Genomic DNA, 25822 nt, shown 5'->3' with positions numbered 1-25822 from the left:
GTTCCCTCTCATTCTAAGAAATCAATCAAAGGTAGAACTTCCAAAAAATCCCTCGTATCTACATGACAAGCTATCTCGGATTTTACGACTTCTTTGGCACAAAATGCAATACCACGTCCTGCTGACTTTAACATCAAGAGGTCGTTAGCCCCATCACCAATGGCAATCGTTCTTTCTTTGGGAAGTTTCAGTTCTTTTTTCCATTTCTCAAGAGTATCTTGTTTTACTTGACCTGTCACAATTTCACCAACTAATTTTCCTGTTAAAAAACCGTCTTTGACTTCCAACTGGTTGGCGGAGAAATAGGAAATACCAAGGGATTTTGCTAATCTTTCAACTATTGGTGTAAAGCCACCAGACACTAGACCGACTAGAATGCCCTTCTTTTGAAGTATGGAGATAAATTCTTGAGCATTCTTGGACAGATGAATGGATTTGAAGACAGTATCAAAGACCGAAACCGGAAGGCCTTTTAACAAAGCTACCCTCGCTCGTAAACTTGTTTCAAAGTCCAGTTCACCTCGCATTGCCTGGCTTGTAATCTGCGATATTTCTTCTTCGCAACCTGCTTCTTTTCCTAAAAGATCAATCACCTCTTCTGCTATCAGGGTGCCATCAACATCCATGACACACAGGCCTTTTACTTGAGACATCAGTTCTCCTCTCTAATACTCAATGAAAATCAAAGAGCAAACTAGGAAACTAGCCGTAGGCTGTACTTGAGTACCACAAGGCGACGTTGACGCGGTTTGAATTTGATTTTCGAAGAGTATAAATAGCCCAAAAATCGTATGAAGTTATCATACGATTTTATCTATTAGTTGACTAAACTATGGTACAAGTCCAGGTAAGATTTGCAGGCTGTATCCCATGAGAAATCACATTCCATAGCTTGTTTTTGTAGATTTCTCCAAACTTCCGGCTGGTACTTATAAACATCCAAGGCTGTTTGGAAACTCCAGTTAAGCCAGTATGGTGTTAAATTATCAAAGCTAAATCCAGTTCCAGTTCCTTCGATCGGATTGAAGGATTGAACTGTATCACGCAAACCACCAACCTCATGAACCAATGGTAGAGTTCCATAGCGCATCGCCATCATTTGAGACAAGCCGCATGGTTCAAAACGACTTGGCATGAGGAAGAGATCACAAGCTGCGTAGATTTCTTGAGCAAGTTTGACATCAAAAGTGATATTTGCTGATAGCTTGTCAGGATAGACTTGAGCAAACCAAGAGAAGGAATGTTCAAAAGCCGGGTCACCTGTTCCTAAAAGGACTATTTGAACGTCCTCCTGTAAGAAACGATGCAAGCATTCTACCACAACATCAAAACCTTTTTGGCGTGTCAATCGAGAGACAATCCCAACTAGTGGAACATCTGCTCGCACAGGCAACCCCACTCTCTCTTGCAATTTTGCTTTGTTTTGAGCTTTTCCAGACAAATCTTCCTTATCAAAATGATAGTCTAAAAGTGGGTCTGTTTGAGGATTATAAAGATCTGCGTCAATACCATTAACTATACCTGAAACCTTACCTGACTCCATCCGAAGAATCTGATCCAAACCGCAACCAAACTGACTGGTCATAATCTCGTGCGCATAGCTAGGGGAAACGGTTGAGACACGATCCGCGTAGAGAATGCCTGCTTTCATCCAGTTGAGACAATCATTCCAGCGAAGGGTGCCATCAGCATAACGTTCAAAGCCAACACCGAACAAATCCCATAACATTCCTTCAGAAAATTGACCTTGAAATTCCAAATTGTGAATGGTTAAAACTGTTCTGATTCCTTGATATGCCTGAATCCAATGGTACTTTTCTTTTAACAAGAAGGGAATCATGGCTGTGTGGTAATCATGAACATGGAGAAGGTCAGGGATAAAGCCCATGCGTTCCATGGCTTCAAGAGCAGCCAGTTGGAAGAAGGCAAAGCGTTCACCATCGTCAAAATCACCGTACACATGACCACGGAAGAAATAATACTGATTATCAATGAAGTAGAAGGTTACCCCATTCAAGACCGTTTTCTTAATACCACAGTACTGTCTACGCCATCCTACACTAACTTCAAAGTGGAGAACATCCTCAATCTGGTCTCCAAACTTTGCTTCTACCATATCATAATAAGGTAAGAAAACTGCAACTTCGTGCCCCGCTTTTACAAGTGATTTGGGAAGTGCACCAATGACATCGCCCAAACCACCTGTTTTTGAAAAGGGTGCTCCTTCTGCCGCTACAAATAAAATTTTCATGAATAAATGTCCTCTGTTACTGTTTCACCCTTCTTCACTACAACTGGATGTTCTGCTGTGCCTCGAATGACAACACCGTCCGCAACCTCAACGCCCTTATCCAAGATAGCATATTCAACTTGGGCACCTTGTCCAATCACAACACGAGGGAACAGAACGCTGTTCTTCACAACACTATCTTTGTGAACATAAATATTACGAGATAGGACTGACTGAACTACTTCACCCTCAATGATACTACCAGAAGCAAACTGAGAAGTACTTACTTTTGAAGTATTCGCATAATAGGTTGGCTCTTCGTTCTTAACCTTGGTATAAATCTTTTGATTTGGTGAGAAGAGAGAATAGAACTTTTTAGATTCAAGCATATCAATATTTGCTTGATAATAGGACTGAACAGAGTGAATATTAGCTAAGTAGCCTGTGTATTCGTAAGCAAAAGCTCCTTCTTTTGCAGCTAAATCGCGGAGGACATAGCGCAACTTTTCAGGATATTCTTTCTGAGCCTCTTCTTCAAGTCGTTCAATCAACCAAGGAGTATCCACAACAAAGATATCTGTAGACATATTGAAGAGTTCATCTGTAGATTTATTATCAAAGAGTTTGTGCGAACGAACATGGTCAGTTTCATCGATTTCCAAAATAGCATTCACATCTGAAATGTCTTTCTTTGGAAGTTTCTTATATACAACTGTAATCGGACCTTTTGTTGTATTGTGTAGGTGGAAGACTTGATTCAAGTCAATATTCACCAGCACATCGCAGTTAATCGAAACGGTTTGGTTTGAACCTGAACGTCTCAAGTAGGTAAGAAGCTGTTGGTAATACTCTTTTCCAACTGTACTGCTTTCAACACGAGTATTGTAAATTCCTAGATAGTAGTGACTTAGAAGAGTTGACAAGCCCCACTCACGACCTGAACGGATATGGTCGAATACTGAGCTGATATTGTCTTGTTGGAAAATACCAAAGATACTACGAACACCTGCATTTGCAAGGCTGGAAAGAGGGAAGTCAATCAAACGGTATTTCCCACCGAAAGGCAAGCTAGCTACCGGACGGTGTTCTGTTAATGTTGACATGTCATGAAAACCAACTGTGTTTCCTAAAATGGCTGAATATTTATCAATCTTCATCTGTTGCTACCCCCACTACTTCATTGTATCCTACTACTTGTACTTCGTCCGTTCCGTCAATCTCTACGCCGTCTGCAATAATGGCACCCTCACCAATAATAGCACGAGTAATCTTTGCGCCATGGCCAATAATAGCTCCACTCATGATGACAGAATCAACGACCTCAGCACCTTCACGTACTTGTGCTTCTGTTGAAAGAATCGAACGTTTAACAGTTCCATCTACAAAACAGCCATCCACGACCAATGAATCTTCAACGTGTGCATGCGCACCAAAGTAGTTTGGTGGTGAAATCAAGTTTCTAGAGTAAATTTTCCACTGACGATTGCGACTATCCAAGGCGTTTTCTGGTGAAATGTACTCCATATTAGCTTCCCAAAGTGACTCAATCGTACCAACGTCTTTCCAGTAGCCATTAAATTCATAAGCATAGACACTTTCACCAGACTCGAGATAGTTAGGGATAACGTTCTTACCAAAGTCTGACATATCCACATTGCTCTTTTCAGCAGCAACAAGCATATTGCGAAGCCGTTTCCAGTCAAAAATATAAATTCCCATAGAAGCCTTTGTAGACTTAGGTTGAGCAGGTTTTTCCTCAAATTCAACGATACGGTTATTGGCATCTGTATTCATGATACCGAAACGGCTAGCTTCTTTGAGAGGTACGTCTAGGACAGCTACTGTCAAACTGGCATTGTTATCCTTATGGGACTGAAGCATATCATCGTAGTCCATCTTGTAGATGTGGTCACCAGAAAGAATCAAAACATACTCAGGATTAACACTGTCGATGTAGTCAATGTTTTGGTAGATAGCGTGACTAGTCCCTTCAAACCAACGGTTTCCTTCGCTGGCTGAATAAGGTTGTAAAATAGAGACACCTGAATTGATACCATCCAATCCCCAGCTAGAACCATTTCCGATATGGTTATTCAAAGCAAGAGGTTGGTATTGCGTAATCACACCAACATTATGGATTCCAGAGTTTGCACAGTTGGAAAGAGCAAAGTCAATGATACGGTAGCGCCCACCGAATTGCACTGCCGGTTTGGCAATGCTTTGAGTGAGTTTTCCGAGACGTGTTCCTTGCCCACCCGCAAGGATCAAAGCTAGCATTTCATTCTTCATTTTCTACTCCTTTATAAAGACATGTGAACGTTAAAATCGAAAGAAGGTCGGAAGTCAAACTTTTTATAAAAATAATAGGAAATCCATTTCTCTTGTGTTTCAAGTCCAATACAAGTACATCCGTTTTTAAAATCTAAAAAATATCATCAACAGCCCATTATTCTTTTTTCTTAGCTGGTTTCAAACGACGCTTGATCTTCCAGATGCTTGCTCCCATGGCAGGTAAGGTAAAGGTCAAGGTCTGCTCATAATCCTTCCATAAGCCTTCTTGAGTCTGAACTGTTTGATTGTGCTCTTTCCACACACCTCCCCATTCTTCTAATTCTGTATTCCAAACTTCTTCGTAAATACCCGCAACAGGTAAACCAATCGTAAAGTCCTTACGTTCAACTGGTGCCATGTTAAAGACACAGACTAACATTTCGTCCTTCTTGCCCTTACGAATAAAGGAAAGGACACTCTGATCTCTATTATCAGCATCGATAATCTCGATACCATCATAACTAGTATCAATTTCCCAAAGACAGCGATGGTCTTTATAGAATTGATTGAGTTGAGAAGTAAAATGCTTCATCTTGGCATTCATCGGATCTTCTAGATTAGACCATTCCAACTGCTCCTCAGACTTCCACTCTAGGAATTGCCCGTACTCACTACCCATGAACAAGAGTTTCTTACCTGGATGACAAATTTGATAGGTGTAGAGGTTGCGCAGACCAGCGAACTGATTGTAGCGATCTCCCCACATCTTATGCATCATACTCTTTTTGCCATGAACAACTTCATCGTGTGAGAAAGGCAAGAGATAGTTTTCATTGAAAACATACATAAAGCTGAAAGTCACCAGATTAAAGTCATACTTACGATAAATCGGATCTTCCTCATAGAAACGGAGAATGTCGTTCATCCAGCCCATATTCCATTTATAGTCAAATCCAAGGCCGCCCATTTCTTTCATACCAGTAATCTTTGTTGCTGATGAACTTTCTTCTGCAATCATCATGATATCTGGATGAGCTAACTTAATCACTGTGTTCAACCGTTGAAGGAAATAATAACCCTCGTAGTTAAGATTTCCGCCGTCCTTATTTGGAGTCCAAGGAGCATTATCATAATCTAGATACAGCATATTGCTCACTGCATCGACCCGAATACCATCTAAGTGGTAAAAATCAATCCAAAATTTAATACTTGAAATCAGGAAAGATTGGACCTCATTTTTCCCGAGGTCAAAATTCAGAGCACCCCAACCATAGTTATGAGCCTTGTTGTGATCTTGGTATTCAAAAGTTGGTGTACCGTCATAATATGCCAAGGCATCATCATTAATAGTGAAATGACCTGGAACCCAGTCGACGATAACACCGATATTATTTATATGACACTCTTCAACGAAATCTTGAAACTCGTCAGGTGTACCATAGGAATGTTCAAAAGCAAAGTAACCCATAAGTTGATAGCCCCAGCTCAATCCAAGTGGGTGAGCCATTAAAGGCATGAACTCAATATGTGTATAGTTCATCTCAACTAAGTATGGAATCAACTCGTCTTTCAGTTGCGAAAAAGTATAGGGACTACCATCTGGATTTCTCTTCCAAGATCCTGCATGGGCTTCATATATATTAACTGGTCTCTCGAAAAATCCCAGACGTTTGCGACGTGCTAACCAAAGGCCATCTTTCCATTTCTTTTCACGGATATTGGTCAAAACAGCTCCTGTACCCGGTCTAGCTTCAAAATAAACTGCCAATGGATCGATCTTCATAATCTGGTGACCATTTGCACGCGTGATATGATATTTATAAATCTGACCTTCCTGAGCTTGACTCGTAAAGACTTCCCAAACACCTGCTTCATTACGAACCATGGGAATCTGATTCTCAACCCAATTAGTAAAATCACCAACTAGATGAACTGCTTGTGCATTCGGGGCCCAAACCCTAAAGGTATAGCCTATTTCTCCGTTTTTCTCCTCTCTATGCGCTCCTAAATAATGCTGGAGGTGAAAGTTCTCACCTGTAGTAAAGGTTCTTAATGCTTCTTGATTATTCATTCAATCCCCTTTCTTTTGTAAGCGTTTTCTATAATTCTATTATACACTCTTTTAAGATAACTTTCAAGTAATTTACGAAGGAAATCATATTTTTTTATGAAAGCCTTCAAAAAATTACCTAGCATTTTAAAAAAGATATCCAGAAAATAGAACACGAAACAATTTCCATATATTTTTTTATTATAATACCAGAATATTCGTTTTTTATCAATTTTTTACTGTATTATTTTGAAAAAAATAAAACCAGGAAGTTATTTTCCTGATTTTATAAATTATCTCACATCAAAAACAATGGATTTGACATTTGTCATCGCTTCGATACTATATTTAATTCCTTGCACTCCTGCACCAGAACCTTTTACACCAAGGAATGGGAAATTATCTGGTCCACGTTGTGTTTTATTGTTAATATGAACGGTACCAACTTCAAGTTTCTCAGCAATTTCAAATGCCTTCTTAAAGTCATTTGTAAAGACTGAAGATTGAAGACCGAATTCTGATTCATTAGCAATTTCAAGTGCTTCATTGGCATCTGCAACTCGAATAATTGGGAGAACAGGTCCAAATGGTTCTTCCCAGGCTAATTTCATATCTCTTGTGACATAATCAAAAAGTCCTGGCCAAATGAGATTATTCTCACGCTTGATTGGGCTGAGCGCTTTGGCACCCTTTTCTTGAGCGTCCTGAATCAATCCCCAGATGAAATCAGCTGAAGCATTATCAATAACTGGCGTGATATCTGCATTGTCAAATGGATCACCGACTGTTAGCTTAGCAACTTCAGCTTGGAGCAATTCTGCCAATCTGTCTGCTACGCTTTCCACAACCAAAACACGTTTGATAGCGGTACAACGTTGACCAGAGTAGCTAAAGGCACCACCTACGATTTGTTTAGCTGCATTTTCTAAATCTGCGTCCTCTAAGACAATTGCTGCATCTTTCCCGCCAAGTTCCAGCATAATTGGGCGCATACCAGCTAAACGACCAATACGCTCCCCAATCGGTGTTGAACCTGTAAAGTTAATGAAATTCACTTCCTTGTGTTCGATGATGTAGTCTCCGATTTCAGAACCACGTCCAGTGATGGTGTTAAAGACACCTGCTGGGATTCCTGCTTCGTCAAATGCTTTAGCCAACAAGAGACCAGAAATAGAGCCTTGTGTTGGTGGTTTGAACATAACGACATTTCCTGCAATCAAAGCCGGAGCAATCTTAGATCCAGAAAGGTTTACTGGATAGTTAAATGGCGCGATAGCTAAAACGACACCAACTGGCTCACGACGAACAACGGCTAGCTTGTTTTTACTTGCAGCTTCAAAACCGCCACCTTCCATTGCTTGTCCAGTGATACGGAGACCTTCCTCAGCAGCAAAACGAATCAATTCTGCTGTACGTACTACTTCTCCAATGGCTGCTTTAATTCCTTTTGCAACCTCTTTGGCAAGAATGGTACCAATTTTTTCTTTATCACGTTCTAAAATGTCTGCTGTCTTATGTAAATAGGCTGCACGCTCAACGGGTGCTAAATCACGCCATGCTGGTAGAGCTGCACGCGCAGCTTTCATCGCCTCATCTACTTCAGCCTGACTCATAGCTGGTACTGTACCCAGCTTTTCCTGATTGATGGGAGAATAGATGGCAATTTCATTCTCTGATGATTTCCATTTTCCATTCACTAAATTCTGATAATTTGTCAAATTCTCTTCCTCCTGAAAATGATTAAACCTTATTTTATCAAATTTTCAGAAAATTACAACCCCTTTTTGGAAAATATTGATATTTTTTTCACAAACTTGATTCTTCAAATTATTTGAAATTTATTCCTATTAGATATTGGTTTTTCAATAAAAATCAAAAAAGGTCTAGTTTTAACTAAACCTTTTTGTTGCATTTACTATGAAAGTACCTTCAAGACTGCAACGCTGATATCATCAATCACATTAGACTCTTTAGAACGACTATTGGACACCAGCATTTCAAGATTTCCCTCATTTTCAAAGTAGAAGGAGGTTCCTTTAGCATTGAATACCACCAATAAGTGCTCTGCTCCGCCGTGAATTTCGTAAACAATCCACCCACTATTTTCAGCAGCTGTATGGACGAAGACATGACGATAAACTTCTTCGTATGTAGGATAAGAGAAAGCACGTGTTTGTGTTTTTAGGCGAATAATCTGGCGAATAAAGTCAATGCTTTCTTGTCTTTCATTGATTAAATCCCAGTTTATTTGGTTGACACTGTCAGGAGCGTTGTAACTATTCATAGCACGTTCTCGGTCTGCGGGAGTGAGTTGTCCATCTTCACCTGTCGGAATTAACTTGGTTCGACCAAATTCTTGGCCGATTTCCATAAAGGACATTCCTTGCATGAGAAGGTTCATTGCTGTCGCTGTCTCAACCTGACACATGATCTTATCTGAACTGCGATCTGGATGAAGGGTTACTAACAAATCATGCAAGTTGTAATTATCATGGGCTTCAACATAGTTGAGAACCTGGTTTGGACTCAGATAAGAGCCCAATTCTCGGCTACCAAGAATAGCCTTGGCTACGATTGGTTCGGTGGCTGCACCACTAACAAATCCTGCCTTGATTGAGCCATAAACTTCTCCTCCTTTGATGGCATCACGCTGATCATCATTGAAGAATCCAATATTTGGCATCTGGTAGGCATTGTCCTTCTTGGCCTTGTCGTAAGGTGCAAGACCGGTTCCCATATCCCAACCTTCTCCATAGGTGATAATACGTGGATCAACTTCATCCAGTGCCCAACGAATTGCCTGCATGGTTTTGACATCGTGAATTCCCATCAAGTCAAAACGGAAACCGTCAATATTGTATTCTTTCACCCAATAAAGGAGTGAGTCAATCATATACTTGCGGTACATTTCGTGTTCGCTTGCGGTTTCATTTCCAACACCTGTTCCGTTTTGGAAGGTTCCATCTGGATTCATACGATAGTAATAATCAGGAACAGTTGTTTGGAAAGGCGCATCTACCGTTGAGAAAGTATGGTTGTAAACGACATCCATAATAACACCGATTCCCGCATCATGATAAGCCTGAATCATGGTCTTGAGGTCTCGAATAACCTGTCCAGGATCATCTGGATTACTAGAGAAACTTGGTTCTGGCGCATTGTAGTTTTGAGGGTCATAACCCCAGTTATAGGTTACATTTCCGTCCTCGTCGTATTCCTTATGACGATCAAAGATTGGTTGGAGCTGAACATAATTACAGCCGAGTTCTTTGATATAGTCAAAGGCAGTTGCTTGACCATACTGGTTAACTGTTCCAGTCTGGGCAGCCCCAAGGAAGGTACCTCTAAGGTTTTCTGAAACTCCAGATGTCGGCGATTTTGTAAAATCACGAATATGCATCTCACAGATAACGACTTTACATGGATTTTCCAAACGCCAAAGAGCGTCTGTCCCATGTTTAACTTCGAATCCTTCTACCTGTCTATCTTGCTGAGAGAGAATTACGGAACGTTTTCCATCAGGACTTGTAGCGATAGTGTATGGGTCTCGTGTCAAGGTCTGGTGGTGCGGAAACTCAATCTGATACTGATAAGCTTTACCTGCAAGATTTTCATCCAGGTCTACACTCCAAACACCAATGGTATTGTACTTATGACTGTATGAATAGCTATTCCCTCGCTTTAGATTAAAGGTTTTCCAAATCGACGCGTCGTTACTTGTATTTTCATAAACGACCACTTGGACTGCTGTAGCTGTTGGAGCCCAGAGTTTAAAGCTTGTCTGGTAGTCTGAGATACTATAACCCAACTCTCCTTGGTATCCCCAATGATGATCAAAACTTTCACTGTGAAAGGCTTTATCAAAAGCAAACGGGTTTCGATCTTTATAGTAAGGACTTGCAATGGCTGGATTTTCAGAATAATAAACCGTCTCATCACCATCTAAGATCCAAACCTCAGTCAACAGTGGATAATAGTTAAACCGTAGGAGATAATCTTTTGTCTTTCCATCTATTTCGACCGAAAAGGTCAAAGTATCGAGCCTTTCTGCACTTGTGACTGTAAAGGAGAATTTTGCTCCAAAATAGTCATTTTCATAATACAAATTTTCTTTAACATCTGCTTGTTTTCTACTGAATGAACAAGCATCATAATCCCCATTTTTTCGGTGAAAATGGATGACTACTGGGTATCTATACATTTCTTTTCCTAATTCCTAATTTTAATTTTTAAGTCATGCTGAAGAATTTAACGGGAATTTCAGCACAATAGAGAATAGTTTAATAGATATAAAAACACATCAGGAGAGATAGTTCCAGACTATCTGACTCTATTTTTCAACTATTCTTTACAAACTTTCCAACCAAGCTTCATCTCGAACTTCGATACCAAGTTCTTGTGCTTTTTGGAGCTTGCTTCCTGCATCCGCTCCTGCTACGACTAGATCTGTTTTCTTGGATACACTGCCTGTTACCTTAGCTCCTAGACTTTCGAGTTTGCTTTTTGCTTCTGAGCGCGTGAGACGTTCCAATTTTCCTGTCAGAACTACTGTCAAACCTGACAAGGCTGCATCTGCCACTACTGTCTGTCCTTTGTAATCCAGATTTACTCCAGCTTCTTTCAACTCGTCTAAGAGAATCTTTGATCCTTCTGTAGCAAAATAGGTCTGAAGACTCTTGGCAATCACACTACCCAGACTTTCTATACTTGCCACTTCCTCTGGATTAGCTTGAGCTAAATTTTCGATAGAGTGGAAATGTTGGAGCAAGAGTTGGCTAGCCTTGCTTCCGACATGGCGAATTCCCAGACCAAACAAGAGCTTTTCAGCAGAGTTCTCCTTGGATGCTTGAATAGCCTGATACAGTTTAGAAGCAGATTTTTCCTTGACGCCTTCTAAAAGAAGGAAATCGTTTTCTTTCAAACGGTAAATATCTGCCACATCCTTAACCAGATTAGCAGCAAAAAGCTTTTCGACGATAGATGGACCAAGACCCGTAATATTCATAGCATCTCGAGAGGCAAAGTGAATCAAACCTTCCATGATTTGGGCAGGACAGCGTGGATTGATACAACGAAGAGCCACTTCATCTTCAAAATGAAGCAACTGACTGTCACAGCTCGGACAGTTAGTCGGAATATCTAGTTTTTCTTCAGAAACACGTTTAGACTCTACCACACGCAGAACAGCAGGGATGATATCTCCAGCCTTATAAACGATAACCGTATCATCTTTGCGGATACCCTTTTCAGCAATATAATCTACGTTGTGAAGAGTTGCACGGCTAACAGTTGTGCCAGCAAGCTGAACAGGTGTTAGATTGGCAGTCGGGGTCACAACACCCGTACGACCTACTGTCCAGTCAACTGAAAGGAGTTGAGCTTCTTTTTCCTCAGCAGGAAATTTATAAGCTACTGCCCACTTAGGTGCTTTAACGGTAAAACCGAGTTCTTCTTGACCTGCTAGGTCGTTAACCTTGATGACCACCCCATCGATATCGTAAGGCAGTTTCTCCCGTTCTTGTCCTACTTCTTGGATAAAATCCCATACCTCATCTATACTTTGAGCCAATATTCGTTTAGGATTAACTACAAAACCAAGCTGTTCAAGATGCTCCAAGACCTTTTCTTGACTATCACGAGTTGAAGGGCTGGCTTCTTGATAGAGGAAAGTAGCAAGATTACGCTTGGCCACTACTGCTGTATCCAACTGACGCAAGGTGCCTGCAGCTGCGTTACGAGGATTAGCAAATTCAGGCTCCCCATTTTCTTGGCGGGCTTGGTTGACCTGATCAAAGGAAGCGCGTGGCATGTAACACTCTCCACGAACGGTGATATCTAGTTCTTCGGGCAAGGTCAAAGGAATGTCCTTGACACGCTTGAGGTTTTCGGTGATATTTTCACCAACAGAACCATCCCCACGTGTGGCACCAACAACCAAAATCCCCTTTTCATACGTAAGCGAGATAGACAAACCATCGATTTTCAGCTCACAAATATAGGTCGGTTGGGGTAATTCCTTTCGCACACGCGCATCAAAAGCTTCTAACTCTTCACGTGAAAAAGCATCCTGCAAACTGTATAGAGGATACTGATGACTGTATTTTTCAAAACCATCTAAAACCTTACCACCAACACGATGAGTTGGACTATCCGCTAAAACTTGATCTGGATAGGCGGCTTCCAACTCAACCAACTCTCGGTAGAGACGATCATACTCGCTATCTGAAACCGAGGGATTGTCACTCGTATAGTACTCGGTCGCATAGCGGTTGAGTAAGGCAACTAACTCATTCATTCTTTCATTCATAATCCCATTTTACCACAAAGCAAGCCCTCCTCACAATAGAGAAGGACTGAAAAATGGTTTGTAGTGTAATATTTTCTTAAAAAAAGAAATTATAACTCTTTTTTAAAATGACTTCGCACATAAACGAGGGATAAACAAGACAAGACGATGACACCGCTTCCAATTATCAGAAAAGAAGAGAGATGGACACTTGGTAGCACCGTCATAAAGCCTTTTGCAATCGGCATAAATAGGATGGCTAAGGTAAAAATGGTGCTTAGTACTCTTCCCAAGTATTCCCCCTCAACCTTTGTTTGCACCTGAGTAAAAAAGTGAATATTAAATATCGTCATAAACAGTTCACAAACTAAATTTCCAGAAAAGGAAAGAAAAGTTGGCAATGGTAACCCCATCATAAAAACCCCAACTCCAGTCAAGGCCAATAGAATCAAAAGATTATAAACACCTGCCTTTATTTTGCTAGCTAGAAGAGCTCCGATAATCGAACCAATAGCGCCCATAGTTAAAATAGTTGCATAAGCTCCTTCTACCCCGTATAGTCGATTTGAAAAAGGGAGGAGAAATTCAAAAGCTGCAAAAAAGAAATTAACACTGGAAGCTACTAACAAGAGGAAAAAGATCTCTTTCTGGTGCCAGATATAGCCAAGTCCTTCCTTCATATCAGCAAAAATATTTTTCCAGCTGAAAGTCTTTTTCTCTTGTAACTGAGTCTCTTTTTTGGGAAGGAAAGCTACTAAGGTAAATGCGATGAAAAAGCTAATGGCATCTAAAACAAGCGTCATATGGAGACTGGCAAATTGTAAAACGATGAAAGAAAGTACAGGGGAGCTAACGCCTACAACCTGCAAAACGAGCTCTAAGCGAGCATTATAGGTCACAATCTCTTCTTTTTTTACAACTTCAGTTATAATGGCTTTGTTGGCTGTACGAGAAAATGCAAAGGCAACCGCCTGAACAATATTGGCAAAAATCAAGGCAGCAATCATCAAGCTATCATTTCTGATGAAAGAAATAGCTAAACAGAGAATACCACAAACCAGGTCTGTCGTCATCAAAATTTTGCGACGCGAAAAGCGGTCTGAAATCACTCCGCCAAAGGGATTGACCAGAATCGATGTAACTAACTCGGAAATTTGATAAATCCCAAGAACAGTCTGTCCTATCGTTCCCATTGATGCCAACCAAACACTGTTTCCATAATCATAGAGCATATTTCCTATCTTATTAATCGCACCACGACTAATCAACTGGATTGCATGTCGATTCATATAAAAAGCTCCTCTCAAATTTTGAAACTATTGTATCAAAACTGAAAGGAGTCTCTTTATTTTTCCCTTATTTGGGAAATTTAAGGATTTACAAATTTTTCATAATGTTCCTGATAGTAAGCCACTTGCTCTGGAAGTCCAAGCACAGCAAAAATATGCATGGCTTCCTGCATCTGACTACAACCTTCTGCTTTCAAGTCTCTCTGGTAGAGGGCGAAACCTTTGAGATAATGGAAGAGATTGCGCTCATAAAGCTTGATACCATTTCCAATTAACTTCTCCACATAGCCCTCAAAATAGTCCGCATCCGCAAAGGAACGGTTCTCCAAACAATGCTGGTAACAGTTAAGAGCTAGAATTAAAACGAGTTTTCGATGCCGACCAATTTCTTTGTAGTAGTCTTCTCGCTCCATGACTTCTCTGCCAATCCGAGCTACATAGTCCACATTGTAGAAAGTATAGAGATTACCGAAAAGAATCAACTCATACATAGTCCATTCTTCTGTTTGAAAAAGATAATCTGCTACCTTTTCCAAATCACTCTGACTCATCCTGTAATGAGCATCTCTTTGACAAATCAGACCTTGTAGCAGAATCCAATTCAGCTCAAAATAGAGGGGATTGGTCGAACTCTTTGCTTTCTCAAGCTGTTCCTTTTGAAGCTTTTGAAAACCTGCAATATCATTTGAGTAGTAAAGCGGAATAATCTGTGCCATCAAGGCAACATGTTCATGATTTTGAAAATCTCTAGCCTTGTCCATGAAATTTTCAATAGTCACATGAATATTATCCAAAATCTCAAAGAAACGAGAAACTGCTAGATCAGACTCCCCAAGCTCGAAGCGAGATAGCTGAGAGGTTGAACATGATTCACCTGCCGCCTCTTTTAAGGAATACTTTCCACTTGTTCGAAATTCACGAAATACCTTTCCTAGATGTTTCATCTTTACACCTGCTCTGATAATTCTTCCCACTCAAGCATGGCTTCTTCCTGACGATGGCTAATTTTGTCCAGTTCAGTCTGCAATTCCATGAGTTTTTCGGCATCGTTTATCTCCAACATTTGTTCAGAAATAGTTTGGCTTTGACTTTCTAACTCTTCGATTTCAGCCTCTAAACTCTCTATTTGGCGCATGAGCTTACGGGCTTCTTTCTGACTTTCTTTCTGAGCTTGGTAGTCATTAACTGGACTTGCTTCTTTTGCTTGATTACTAGTTGAAACTTCTTCTGTCCGGTTGACTTCCATTTCATCCTTCTTATCAACATAGTAATCGTAATCTCCCAAGTAGAGGGTCGAACCATTCTCAGACAATTCCAAAACATGAGTTGCTACTCGGTTAATAAAGTACCGGTCGTGGCTGACGAAAAGAAGGGTTCCATCAAAGTCAATCAGGGCATTTTCCAACACTTCCTTGCTATCAATATCCAAGTGGTTGGTCGGCTCGTCAAGAATCAAGAAATTGTTGTTTTCCATAGACAGTTTAGCAAGCAACAAACGAGCGCGTTCACCACCTGACAACATTCCGACTGACTTTTTAACATCATCTCCTGAGAAAAGGAATGCACCTAGACGATTGCGGATTTCAACCTCTGATGTTAATTTAAAGTCATTCCAAAGTTCATCTAGGACACTATTGCTTGGTGTTAGCTTGCTTTGAGTCTGATCATAATAACCAACCTCGACATTTGCTCCAAAACGCTTCTCTCCTTTGATAAAGGGAATCTGATCCACAATAGACTTGATAAAGGTTGACTTCCCAATGCCGTTTGGTCCAACGATGGCAACAGCATTCATTTTACGAAGGTCAAGATTGATAGGTTCTGACAATATTTCCCCATCATAGCCAATAGCAGCATTTTCAACTGTCAAAACGACGTTTCCTGATGTTTTTTCAGACTGGAAAGTCATATTGGCTGATTTCTTGCCAACTTCAGGCTTGTCCAAACGCTCCATTTTTTCCAGTTGCTTGCGGCGAGATTGGGCACGCTTGGTCGTTGAAGCTCGGACTAGATTGCGATTGACAAAGTCTTCCAGAGCAGCGATTTCCTTCTGCTGCTTTTCATAGTTTTTTGCCTCAGTAGCTAGCTTTTGCTCCTTTAACTCAACAAAACGAGAGTAATTGCCTACATAACGATCCAAGGAATGCTTGGTCAAATCCAGTGTAACCGTCGCAACCTTGTCCAAAAAGTAACGGTCGTGACTGACAATAATGAGGGCACCGCTATAGTTTACCAAGTAATTCTCTAACCAGGCAATGGTTTCGATATCCAAGTGGTTGGTTGGTTCGTCCAAGACCAAGAGATTGGGCTTTTCAAGGAGCATTTTTGCTAGAGCCAGACGAGTATTTTGACCGCCAGAAAGCTCAGCAATTTTCGTCTGCCACATAGATTCATCAAACTTGAAACCATTCAAGATAGCACGGATATCAGCTTCGTAGGTAAAACCACCAGCCTGACGAAAATTCTCTGATAAACGATCATAATCCGCCATCAGTTTATCTAGATCTTTACCAGACTTTTCACCCATCTCCAACTCCATCTGACGCAGTTGTTTCTCCGTACGGCGTAGATCATCAAAGACATGGAGCATTTCATCATAAATGGTATTTTTAGACTCAAAACGGCTATCTTGGGCTAGGTAAGACAGAGAAATATCTTTTTTCTTATTGATTTCTCCACTAGTTGGCTCCTCTTCCCCAACCAAAATCTTTAAAAGAGTAGACTTACCTGCACCATTTTTCCCAACAAGAGCAATTCGGTCTCGTTCATCTACTTGCAGGTTGATATATTCAAAGAGAACCTCACCAGCAAAAGATCGTTCAATTTTATTAGCTTGTAAAATAATCATATCTCTATTTTACTATCTTTTTCTCTTTTGCACAATTGCAATGAAAAAAGTTCGAGTGGTATACCCGAACCTTTCATCTTAGTATCCAATGCCTCCACGGAATGTGCGAGCCATATCTTTCAATTCATAGTTTTTAGAAGAGGTATCGATGGTCCATTTTCCATCTTTCTTAGTCATTTTAATTTCATAACCCTCTTTCTTCATGTTATCACTAGTGTCTAGAGGAGTTGAATCAAATTGACTCGGTGCGTTTTCTAAAATATATTTTTCACCAGCTTTCATAGCTTCAGAGTAGTTGCTATATTTACCTTTGTTTTCTTCGTAGAATTTACGGCTCAATTCATAAACATTCAAATTATCCAAGTCGATTGTCTCTGGTCGAACATAAACAACAGCATAATCTGGCAAGTATGTCTTCACCTTGTAATCAACTTTTGCTCTCTTAGCATTTGCTTTGATGTAAGCATCTGCGAATGTTCTAAGTTCTGAATCAGAAGGTTTGTAGTTATAGAAACCTTTTCCGAATGACTCTGTAAATTTCTTGATAAACTCTTCTTTATCAGCTTTCGCATCGTTTGTGAATTCAGCACTATTATCAGAAGATTTTTTATCATCAGCAAGTGCTACAACTTGCGACTTATTGTCAGTAGCACTTAGGTTCGTTCCACCACCAGAGCTTTCCCCATTAAGGTAAACAGCATCGACATATTTTTTCATTACATCTTTTGCTTCATCAATATTGTCTTCATACTGACTTGGATCCACCTTGATGGCTACATCGTTATTCTTTTTAGAATTCTCTTTGATGTCATCATAAAAGCTAGGTGCGAAGTGGAGTTCATACTTAGCATTCTTGTCGACTTCATACACTACATAACCAGCAACACTCTTTCCTTTAGAAAGACTGTCACCATATGACATAAATTTCGTTTTACTGTCGCTTTCGTAGATTTGAATTGGTTGTAATTTTTCATCTTTTTCATTATAAAGCGTAATATCTTGGCTAGTAAAACTAAACTGTTTATCACGATTGTTCTTGATTTCGACTTGAAGTGCAAGGTAGCTTGAAGATGAATCTTCATCTTTAGGCAATACAAACATACCATCTTTCACAGAAACTTCAAAGTTTGAGTTCGAGGCAGTACCATTGTCGCTTGCTTTTTTTTGAGCTCCACAGGCAACAAGTGCTAAAGCTGACAAAAGCAAAGCAGAATGCTTAAGAATTTTTTTCATAATGGATTCTCCTTTAATGATTTACTATATTTTACCATACGCAGAATAAAAATCAAAACAGAAACCAGATATTTTCAAAATATCTTAAATTTATAGAGTTTTACATTAAATTTTTCTATATGTTCGTTTGAGACATTAAAGGATTCTTTATAAAAAGAATAGAATATAACAATATTTTTGATTTTTTTCTTCAACAAACCTACAAAATGAATTATAAACTTTCATGTTATAAAGTATCTAATAATTAATTTTCATCCCTAACTTAGTATAAGTAAGCACAGTCCCCACCATTTTCCCGCTAAAGTGCAAAAATTAATTTCCTACATTTTAAGTTATGCTAACGTTTTACTAAAATGTCAAATCGTGATATAATGAAAGCGATTAAAGCAAATAAACAAAGGAGACACTCTATGACTTACCAAGAAAATTATCAAAAATGGGTCGATTTTGCTGACCTTCCAGACTACCTTCGCCAAGATTTGGAAAATATGGACGAAAAAACTAAGGAAGATGCCTTTTATACCAATCTTGAATTTGGTACTGCTGGTATGCGTGGTTTGATCGGTGCTGGTACAAACCGCATCAACATCTACGTTGTTCGTCAAGCTACCGAAGGTTTGGCTCGTTTGATTGAATCAAAAGGTGGAAATGAAAAAGAACGTGGTGTGGCAATTGCCTACGATAGCCGTCACTTCTCACCTGAGTTTGCCTTTGAATCTGCGGCAGTTCTTGCTAAACACGGTATCAAATCTTACGTATTTGAAAGCCTCCGTCCAACTCCAGAACTGTCATTTGCAGTTCGTCACCTCAACTGTTTTGCAGGTATCATGATTACTGCCAGCCATAACCCTGCTCCATTTAACGGTTACAAGGTTTATGGAGAAGACGGTGGACAAATGCCTCCACATGATGCAGATGCTTTGACAACTTACATTCGTGCAATCGAAAATCCATTCGCTGTGGAAGTTGCTGATGTCGAAGCTGAAAAAGCTTCTGGCTTGATTGAAGTTATCGGCGAAGCTGTTGATGCAGAATACCTTAAAGAAGTTAAAGACGTAAACATCAATCCAACCTTGATTGAAGAATTCGGTAAAGACATGAAGATTGTCTACACACCACTTCATGGTACGGGTGAAATGTTGGCTCGTCGTGCTCTTGCTCAAGCAGGATTTGACTCTGTTCAAGTTGTTGAAGCACAAGCAACTGCTGATCCTGACTTCTCAACTGTAAAATCTCCAAACCCAGAAAGCCAAGCAGCCTTCGCCCTTGCTGAAGAACTTGGTCGTCAAGTTGGTGCAGATGTGCTTGTTGCAACTGACCCTGACGCTGACCGTGTTGGTGTTGAAGTTCTTCAAAAAGATGGTAGCTACCTCAACCTTTCAGGTAACCAAATCGGCGCTATCATGGCTAAATACATCTTGGAAGCCCACAAAAATGCTGGAACTCTTCCTGAAAATGCTGCTCTCTGCAAATCCATCGTATCAACTGACTTGGTAACGAAGATTGCTGAAAGCTACGGCGCAACTATGTTCAACGTTTTGACAGGTTTCAAATTCATCGCTGAAAAAATCCAAGAATTCGAAGAAAAACACAATCACACTTACATGATGGGATTTGAAGAAAGCTTCGGTTACTTGATTAAACCATTCGTACGTGATAAAGACGCCATCCAAGCCGTTCTTGTCGTTGCTGAGCTTGCTGCCTACTACCGTTCACGTGGTTTTACACTTGCTGACGGTATCGAAGAAATCTACAAAGAATACGGCTACTACGCTGAAAAGACTATCTCTGTTACCCTTTCTGGTGTTGATGGTGCAGAACAAATCAAGGAAATCATGGCTAAGTTCCGTAACAATGCTCCAAAAGAATGGAATGCAACAGCTATCACTGTCGTAGAAGACTTCAAGGCTCAAACTGCTACTGCTGCTGATGGTACTGTTACAAACTTGACAACTCCTCCAAGTGATGTGTTGAAATATACACTTGCTGACGGTTCATGGATTGCAGTTCGCCCTTCAGGTACAGAACCAAAAATCAAATTCTACATTGCTGTTGTGGGTGAAAGCAATGAAGATTCACAAGCTAAGATTGCCAACATCGAAGCAGAAATCAATGCTTTTGTAAAATAAAGCTCTAAAAAAGATGAGACCAACCAGTCTCATCTTTTTTTCGTATCAAATCTAAGCATTTTTAGAAACTTTATGGCATACTAGACTTATCAATGAAAGCGAGGTAATCTCATGGAACAATTTTTAGAAAACACCAAAGACCTTGAAGTAACTACAGTTGCGCGTGCACAAGAAGCTCTTGATAAGAAAGAAACTGCAACCTTCTTTATTGGTCGTAAAACTTGCCCTTACTGCCGTAAATTCGCAGGTACCTTGGCAGGTGTCGTAGCTGAAACTAAAGCTCACATCTACTTCATCAACAGTGAAGAACCAAGCCAACTCAATGAGTTACAAGAATTCCGTTCACGCTATGGAATTCCAACTGTACCAGGCTTCGTTCACATTGCAGATGGCCAAATCAATGTCCGTTGCGACTCTTCTATGTCCGCACAAGAAATCAAAGAATTTGCAGGATTGTAAAAAACCACTCGTCGAGTGGTTTTTGTATAGTCTAAATTACTTTTTTTCAAGCAAGTCTTGTATCATTCTATGCAGTTCTTCTATCTTCTCAGATTGTTTCTCTAGTAATATTCTTTGAGTTATTAATTCGTCTTGAAGTTTATCAAGCTTTATCTGATCAAATGGATTATCCTTTACAAAAAAGTTTGTCAAGGCACTCGTTAACATCCCTATTGTGCCAATACCAACAAGCATTAGTAAAACAGCTAACCACTTCCCAAAAATCGACGCAGGAACAATATCTCCATAACCAACAGTCGTTACAGTCACAAGCGCCCACCAAAGACTATCTGAGAATGATTTTTCTTCAACAACAGATAAAATTGAACTACCTACCAGTACAATAAAGGAATTGAGATAGAAAATATAAAGTAAGCCATTTGTTCGTAAGAGTTTTCCAACCTTCTTTTCCAACTTGCCAGTCAATCCAACGACTCTTAAAAGACGAGTTAGTTTCAGTAATTTTGTCAGCCTTGCTAAGCGGAAGATTCGCCCTAATCGAAATACTGTAAAAATAGCATTCAAAGGAAGGATAGCTAGCAAGTCAAAAATATTTTCAAGAAGAAATCGCCACTTTTCCTTACTTGTAAAGAAACGCCAGCCATAATCCACCACAAAGATAAACCAAAGTAGTAAGTCAATAATACTATAGGGTGGATTATCCAAATCAATCATCTCAGCAAATCCAAGCAAGACAAGGACAACGGATATCAATGCAAGTATGATAATCGTTGTGTCATAGTAATCCTTTAATAGCCATTTTCTCTTCACACTGCTACTCCTTTAGTTTTTTTAATCATTATACCACACTAAATTCCTGACAAGGTACAAAACAAAAGAAGGCACTCGCCTTCTTTTTTATATATCTGTCAATGGTGTTGCAGTATCTGGTGAGGTATCATAAACCTTAAAGTCTACTCCGACTCCCAGATCCGCTTGGGCTAGCTGGTTGACCATAGTCATATGAGCCAGCTCCTTGATATTGTTCTCTTTGGACAAGTGACCAAGATAGATTTTCTTTGTTCGATTTCCCATTGCACGAATCATGGCCTCAGCACCGTCTTCGTTAGAAAGGTGACCGAGATCCGATAGAATTCGCTGTTTGAGACGCCAAGCGTAAGATCCTGCTCGCAAAATCTCCACATCGTGGTTGGACTCGATGAGGTAGCCGTCCGCATTCTCGACAATTCCTGCCATACGGTCACTTACATAACCTGTATCGGTCAGCATGACGAAGCTCTTGTCGTCTTTCATAAATCGGTAAAACTGTGGTGCTGCCGCATCATGACTGACACCAAAACTCTCAATGTCGATATCACCAAAAGTTTTGGTTTTTCCCATTTCAAAAATATGCTTCTGCGAAGAGTCCACCTTGCCGAGGTACTTACTATTTTCCATAGCCTGCCAAGTCTTTTCATTGGCGTAAAGATCCATGCCATATTTACGAGCCAAGACACCGACCCCATGGATATGGTCTGAGTGCTCATGCGTAATCAGAATCGCATCCAGATCTTCAGGTTTGCGATTAATTTCAGCTAGCAGACTTGAAATTTTCTTACCAGACAAGCCCGCATCTACTAGGATTTTCTTTTTTGGGGTTTCCAGATAAAAGGAATTTCCACTGGAACCTGATGCTAAAATACTGTATTTAAAGCCTTTTTCACTCATTCTAGTCTTCTATTTCGTCCTCCCATATTTCTTCTTTTACGGCATCCTTATCATAAGGGAGCACGATGGTAAAGGTTGAGCCCTTACCGTATTCACTTTTGGCCCAAATAAAGCCATTGTGTTGTTTGATGATTTCTTTGGCGATGGCTAGACCTAGCCCAGTTCCACCTTGTGCACGACTTCTTGCGCGATCCACACGATAAAAACGGTCAAATATCTTCGGCAAATCTTGTTTTGGAATACCTAGACCTTGGTCTTTGATAGATAAAATCATCTGGTCATCAGTGGTTTTCATGCTGACAGTAATTTTCCCACCATCTGGTGAGTACTTGATGGCATTGTTAAGAATATTATCAATCACCTGAGTCATCTTATCGGTATCAATCTCGATCCAAACTGAATTAATAGGGTAATCTCTGACAAGCTCATATTTTTTCTCGTCATCCTGACTTCTCATCTTATCAAAGCGGTTAAGGATAAAGGTGATGAAGGCCGTAAAGTTAATCAACTCCACATCTAACTGAGTTGTCGCATTATCAATACGAGAGAGATGCAAGAGATCTGTCACCATCCGCATCATACGGTTGGTTTCATCTAGCGAAACCTTGATAAAATCAGGGGCTACAGGATCATACAAGGCTCCCTCGTCCAAGGCTTCAAGATAAGATTTAACACTGGTCAAAGGAGTTCTCAACTCATGACTCACGTTTGAAACGAAGAGTCTTCGCTCGCGTTCTTCCTTCTCCTGCTCGGTCGTATCATGTAAAACAGCAACCAAACCAGAGATGAAACCTGACTCACGGCGAACCAGAGCAAAACGTACACGAAGGCTTAGATATTCACCATTCACATCCTGGGAGTCAATCGTCAACTCAGGAATCTGTGTAATCAGGTCACGCAGCTCATACTCATCTTCTATCTTTAGTAATTCGAGGATGCTTTTATTCAGAACATCTTCTTTCTGCACACCGAGCTGTTTCTTGGCCATATCGTTGATCATGGTAATCTGGCCACGGCGATTGGTCGCAAGAACGCCATCTGTCATGTAAGAAAGAATACTGTTCAATCGTTTACTCTCTTGTTCCAGATTTTCTTGGGTCAAACGAATAACTTCTGACAAATCATTTAGATTATTGGTGATATTGGTGATTTCTGTACTTCCTTGCAAGTCCAAAACTTGAGAATAATCACCTGCAATCAAGTCCTTAACCTTTTGATTTATCTCCTTTAGACGGATATTATCCCGACGATTTTCCAGTAACAGCAAGGTCACCACCAGGATAAAGCCAAGTAAAATCAGGATAAAGATAAAATCGCTGGTCAGAATAGTTTGTCTAATATCTTCAATCATTATTTCTCATATAGTATCCAACACCACGACGTGTGAGAATGTACTCTGGACGACTTGGTGTGTCTTCAATTTTCTCACGCAAGCGTCTAATGGTCACGTCCACTGTACGAACATCACCAAAATAGTCATAACCCCATACAGTCTCAAGCAAGTGTTCACGCGTAATCACTTGACCAATATGAGACGCCAAGTGATACAAGAGTTCAAACTCACGGTGGGTCAAATCTAATTCCTCACCATATTTCTTAGCCACGTAAGCATCTGGAACGATTTCCAAATCACCAATTTGTAAAGGTTGCGTCTTCTTCTCGTCAGACTCTTGGCTATCTACTGAAACTAGGTCTGTACGACGAAGCAGGGCCTTGACACGAGCCTGCAACTCACGATTTGAGAAAGGTTTTGTAACATAATCATCTGCACCTAACTCTAAACCAATAACCTTGTCAAATTCGCTATCCTTAGCTGATAGCATGATAATCGGCACGCTACTAGTCTTACGAATAGCTTTAGCAACTTCTAAACCATCGATTTCAGGTAGCATCAAGTCAAGGATAATAATATCTGGTTGCTCAGCTTCAAATAGCTCGATTGCCTCACGACCATTGAAGGCTGTTACAACTTCATAACCTTCCTTGGCCATATTAAACTTAATAATATCTGAGATTGGTTTCTCATCATCTACAATTAATATTTTTTTCATTTTATCACCTTTTCTCTATCTATTATAACAAAAAAATGCAAAGAAGGCACAAATGGCTACTGTAGGCCTTTATCTTCAAAAGTTGTTTTATAAGCCTGCCAAATTTTTTGTTGAGGTTTCGCAAGTGGATAGTCAGAAAACTCCTGAGGAGAAACCCAACGAATTTCTCTGTCCGAAAACTGTTTTGTTTCTGTCACCTGACCAGCTAGGATTTTAATGTGCCATTTCCGATGACTAAATACATGCTTGACCTGGTCAAATACTTGATGGGACCAATTCACTTCTAAATCATAATCTTGCTCAAAGTTTTCTTGAGGGCTTGGTCCAAATGCTCTGCTTTCCTCTTTGACTTGCGAAAAGAGATCTAGCTGATCGTCATCACTTGAGAAATCATCAACTTCAATCAATGGGAAGTGCCAAAAACCGGCTAGCAGTTTCTCGCTTTCATTTTTCTCTAGTAAAAATTGTCCTTGGTCATTGCGTACAACCAAAGCCTTGAGATAAATTGGCAGGGGCTTTTTCTTGGGTTCTTTAATCGGATATCGATCCATGGTTCCATTCTGATAGGCTGCGCTAAAGTCCTTAACAGGGCTTTCTTCTGGTCGAGGGTTAACTGGAGCCTCTATGTCAGAACCTAAATCCATCAGAGCTTGGTTAAAGTCACCCGGTCGTTTCGGGTCAATCAAGATTTCCATCATGGCTTGGAAAATCTTGCGATTGCTGGGAACTCCGATATCATGGTTAACTTCAAACAAGCGTGCCAAAACCCGCATGACATTACCATCGACCGCTGGCTCTGGCAAATTAAAAGCAATACTGGATATGGCTCCTGCTGTGTAAGGGCCAATTCCTTTCAAACTAGAAATTTCTTCATAGGTGTTTGGAAATTGACCACTAAAGTCAGCCATAATCTGCTGGGCTGCAGCCTGCATATTGCGCACTCGAGAATAATAACCCAGTCCCTCCCAAGCCTTCAGCAGACGCTCTTCAGGGGCATTGGCCAGACTTTCAACAGTTGGAAACCAGTCCAAGAATCGTTCGTAGTAGGGAATAACTGTATCCACCCTGGTCTGCTGCAGCATAATTTCAGATACCCAGATGTGATAAGGATTTTTACTTCTCCGCCAAGGCAAATCTCGCTTGTTTTCATCATACCAGTTGAGGAGTTTCTCACGAAAAGAAATAATCTTCTCCTCTGGCCACATGTCAACACCGTATTCTTTCAAATCTAACATATATCTAGTATAACATAGAAACTTCTAACTGTCT

Annotated in this window: 19 protein-coding genes; 2 read left to right on the top strand and 17 right to left on the bottom strand. The window is 40.2% G+C overall.

Translation table 11 applies throughout. From position 1 onward, the window contains the following. Window positions 1-8 precede the first annotated feature (8 nt). From serB to M1F65_RS02410, 12 genes are all read right to left on the bottom strand, one after another. Window positions 9-653 (bottom strand): phosphoserine phosphatase SerB, encoded by a 645-nt coding sequence (gene serB / locus M1F65_RS02465; RefSeq protein ID WP_247925396.1) that lies wholly within the window; start codon window positions 651-653, stop codon window positions 9-11. A gap of 164 nt (window positions 654-817) precedes the next feature. Continuing rightward, window positions 818-2251, bottom strand: a complete 1434-nt coding sequence (gene glgA, locus M1F65_RS02460; protein ID WP_247925395.1) for a glycogen synthase GlgA — start codon at window positions 2249-2251, stop codon at window positions 818-820. Beyond that, the gene (gene glgD, locus M1F65_RS02455; protein WP_000687050.1) at window positions 2248-3387 is read right to left on the bottom strand and encodes a glucose-1-phosphate adenylyltransferase subunit GlgD; all 1140 of its coding nucleotides are present in this window, start codon (window positions 3385-3387) and stop codon (window positions 2248-2250) included. The genes glgA and glgD overlap by 4 nt, the downstream gene beginning before the upstream one ends. Further along, a complete protein-coding gene (locus tag M1F65_RS02450) occupies window positions 3377-4519 on the bottom strand; it encodes a glucose-1-phosphate adenylyltransferase (RefSeq protein ID WP_000787250.1) in 1143 nt (380 codons plus the stop codon). Before M1F65_RS02450 ends, glgD begins: the two co-directional genes overlap by 11 nt. A gap of 157 nt (window positions 4520-4676) precedes the next feature. Next, complete coding sequence (gene glgB, locus M1F65_RS02445) at window positions 4677-6572, bottom strand: 1,4-alpha-glucan branching protein GlgB (protein ID WP_180833249.1); 1896 nt, start codon at window positions 6570-6572, stop codon at window positions 4677-4679. 272 nt (window positions 6573-6844) lie between these two features. Then, window positions 6845-8269 (bottom strand): NADP-dependent glyceraldehyde-3-phosphate dehydrogenase, encoded by a 1425-nt coding sequence (locus tag M1F65_RS02440; protein ID WP_247925393.1) that lies wholly within the window; start codon window positions 8267-8269, stop codon window positions 6845-6847. A gap of 197 nt (window positions 8270-8466) precedes the next feature. Beyond that, a complete protein-coding gene (pulA, locus tag M1F65_RS02435) occupies window positions 8467-10752 on the bottom strand; it encodes a type I pullulanase (protein WP_247925392.1) in 2286 nt (761 codons plus the stop codon). Window positions 10753-10899: 147 nt separating this feature from the next. Further along, on the bottom strand, window positions 10900-12858 hold the full coding sequence (gene ligA / locus M1F65_RS02430; protein ID WP_247925391.1) for an NAD-dependent DNA ligase LigA: 1959 nt from the start codon (window positions 12856-12858) through the stop codon (window positions 10900-10902). 89 nt (window positions 12859-12947) lie between these two features. Continuing rightward, a complete protein-coding gene (locus M1F65_RS02425) occupies window positions 12948-14126 on the bottom strand; it encodes an MFS transporter (protein WP_049520337.1) in 1179 nt (392 codons plus the stop codon). 80 nt (window positions 14127-14206) lie between these two features. Next, the gene (locus tag M1F65_RS02420) at window positions 14207-15070 is read right to left on the bottom strand and encodes an Rgg family transcriptional regulator (RefSeq protein ID WP_247925390.1); all 864 of its coding nucleotides are present in this window, start codon (window positions 15068-15070) and stop codon (window positions 14207-14209) included. A 2-nt stretch (window positions 15071-15072) separates the two neighbouring features. Continuing rightward, window positions 15073-16974, bottom strand: coding sequence for an ABC-F family ATP-binding cassette domain-containing protein (locus M1F65_RS02415; RefSeq protein ID WP_247925389.1), 1902 nt, complete (start codon window positions 16972-16974; stop codon window positions 15073-15075). 78 nt (window positions 16975-17052) lie between these two features. Further along, the gene (locus tag M1F65_RS02410; RefSeq protein ID WP_000722097.1) at window positions 17053-18207 is read right to left on the bottom strand and encodes a DUF4352 domain-containing protein; all 1155 of its coding nucleotides are present in this window, start codon (window positions 18205-18207) and stop codon (window positions 17053-17055) included. 410 nt (window positions 18208-18617) lie between these two features. On the opposite strand from M1F65_RS02410, the gene M1F65_RS02405 reads away from it, so the two are divergent. Together M1F65_RS02405 and M1F65_RS02400 are read left to right on the top strand one after the other, a co-directional pair. Further along, window positions 18618-20336, top strand: coding sequence for a phospho-sugar mutase (locus tag M1F65_RS02405; protein WP_247925388.1), 1719 nt, complete (start codon window positions 18618-18620; stop codon window positions 20334-20336). A gap of 111 nt (window positions 20337-20447) precedes the next feature. Beyond that, window positions 20448-20795 carry a DUF6568 family protein gene (locus M1F65_RS02400; RefSeq protein WP_000434665.1) on the top strand — a complete coding sequence of 116 codons (348 nt, stop codon included), beginning with the start codon at window positions 20448-20450 and terminating at the stop codon, window positions 20793-20795. A 36-nt stretch (window positions 20796-20831) separates the two neighbouring features. Here M1F65_RS02400 and M1F65_RS02395 read toward each other — a convergent pair whose 3' ends face one another. From M1F65_RS02395 to mutY, 5 genes are all read right to left on the bottom strand, one after another. Continuing rightward, window positions 20832-21605 carry a potassium channel family protein gene (locus M1F65_RS02395; RefSeq protein WP_000824597.1) on the bottom strand — a complete coding sequence of 258 codons (774 nt, stop codon included), beginning with the start codon at window positions 21603-21605 and terminating at the stop codon, window positions 20832-20834. Window positions 21606-21692: 87 nt separating this feature from the next. Continuing rightward, complete coding sequence (locus M1F65_RS02390; protein ID WP_001290606.1) at window positions 21693-22502, bottom strand: MBL fold metallo-hydrolase; 810 nt, start codon at window positions 22500-22502, stop codon at window positions 21693-21695. Between the two features lies 1 nt (window position 22503). Next, on the bottom strand, window positions 22504-23853 hold the full coding sequence (gene vicK, locus M1F65_RS02385; protein WP_000568720.1) for a cell wall metabolism sensor histidine kinase VicK: 1350 nt from the start codon (window positions 23851-23853) through the stop codon (window positions 22504-22506). After that, window positions 23846-24553: a response regulator YycF gene (yycF, locus tag M1F65_RS02380; RefSeq protein ID WP_000722058.1), complete on the bottom strand. Its 708-nt coding sequence runs from the start codon at window positions 24551-24553 to the stop codon at window positions 23846-23848. The genes vicK and yycF overlap by 8 nt, the downstream gene beginning before the upstream one ends. Before the next feature lie 56 nt (window positions 24554-24609). Then, window positions 24610-25788: an A/G-specific adenine glycosylase gene (gene mutY / locus M1F65_RS02375; RefSeq protein ID WP_084881790.1), complete on the bottom strand. Its 1179-nt coding sequence runs from the start codon at window positions 25786-25788 to the stop codon at window positions 24610-24612. Window positions 25789-25822 lie beyond the last annotated feature (34 nt).

Origin of the sequence: Streptococcus oralis (assembly GCF_023109195.1) — a bacterium.
GTDB classification, from domain to species: Bacteria; Bacillota; Bacilli; order Lactobacillales; family Streptococcaceae; genus Streptococcus; species Streptococcus oralis_BV.
This window is presented reverse-complemented; position numbering and strand designations above follow the sequence as displayed.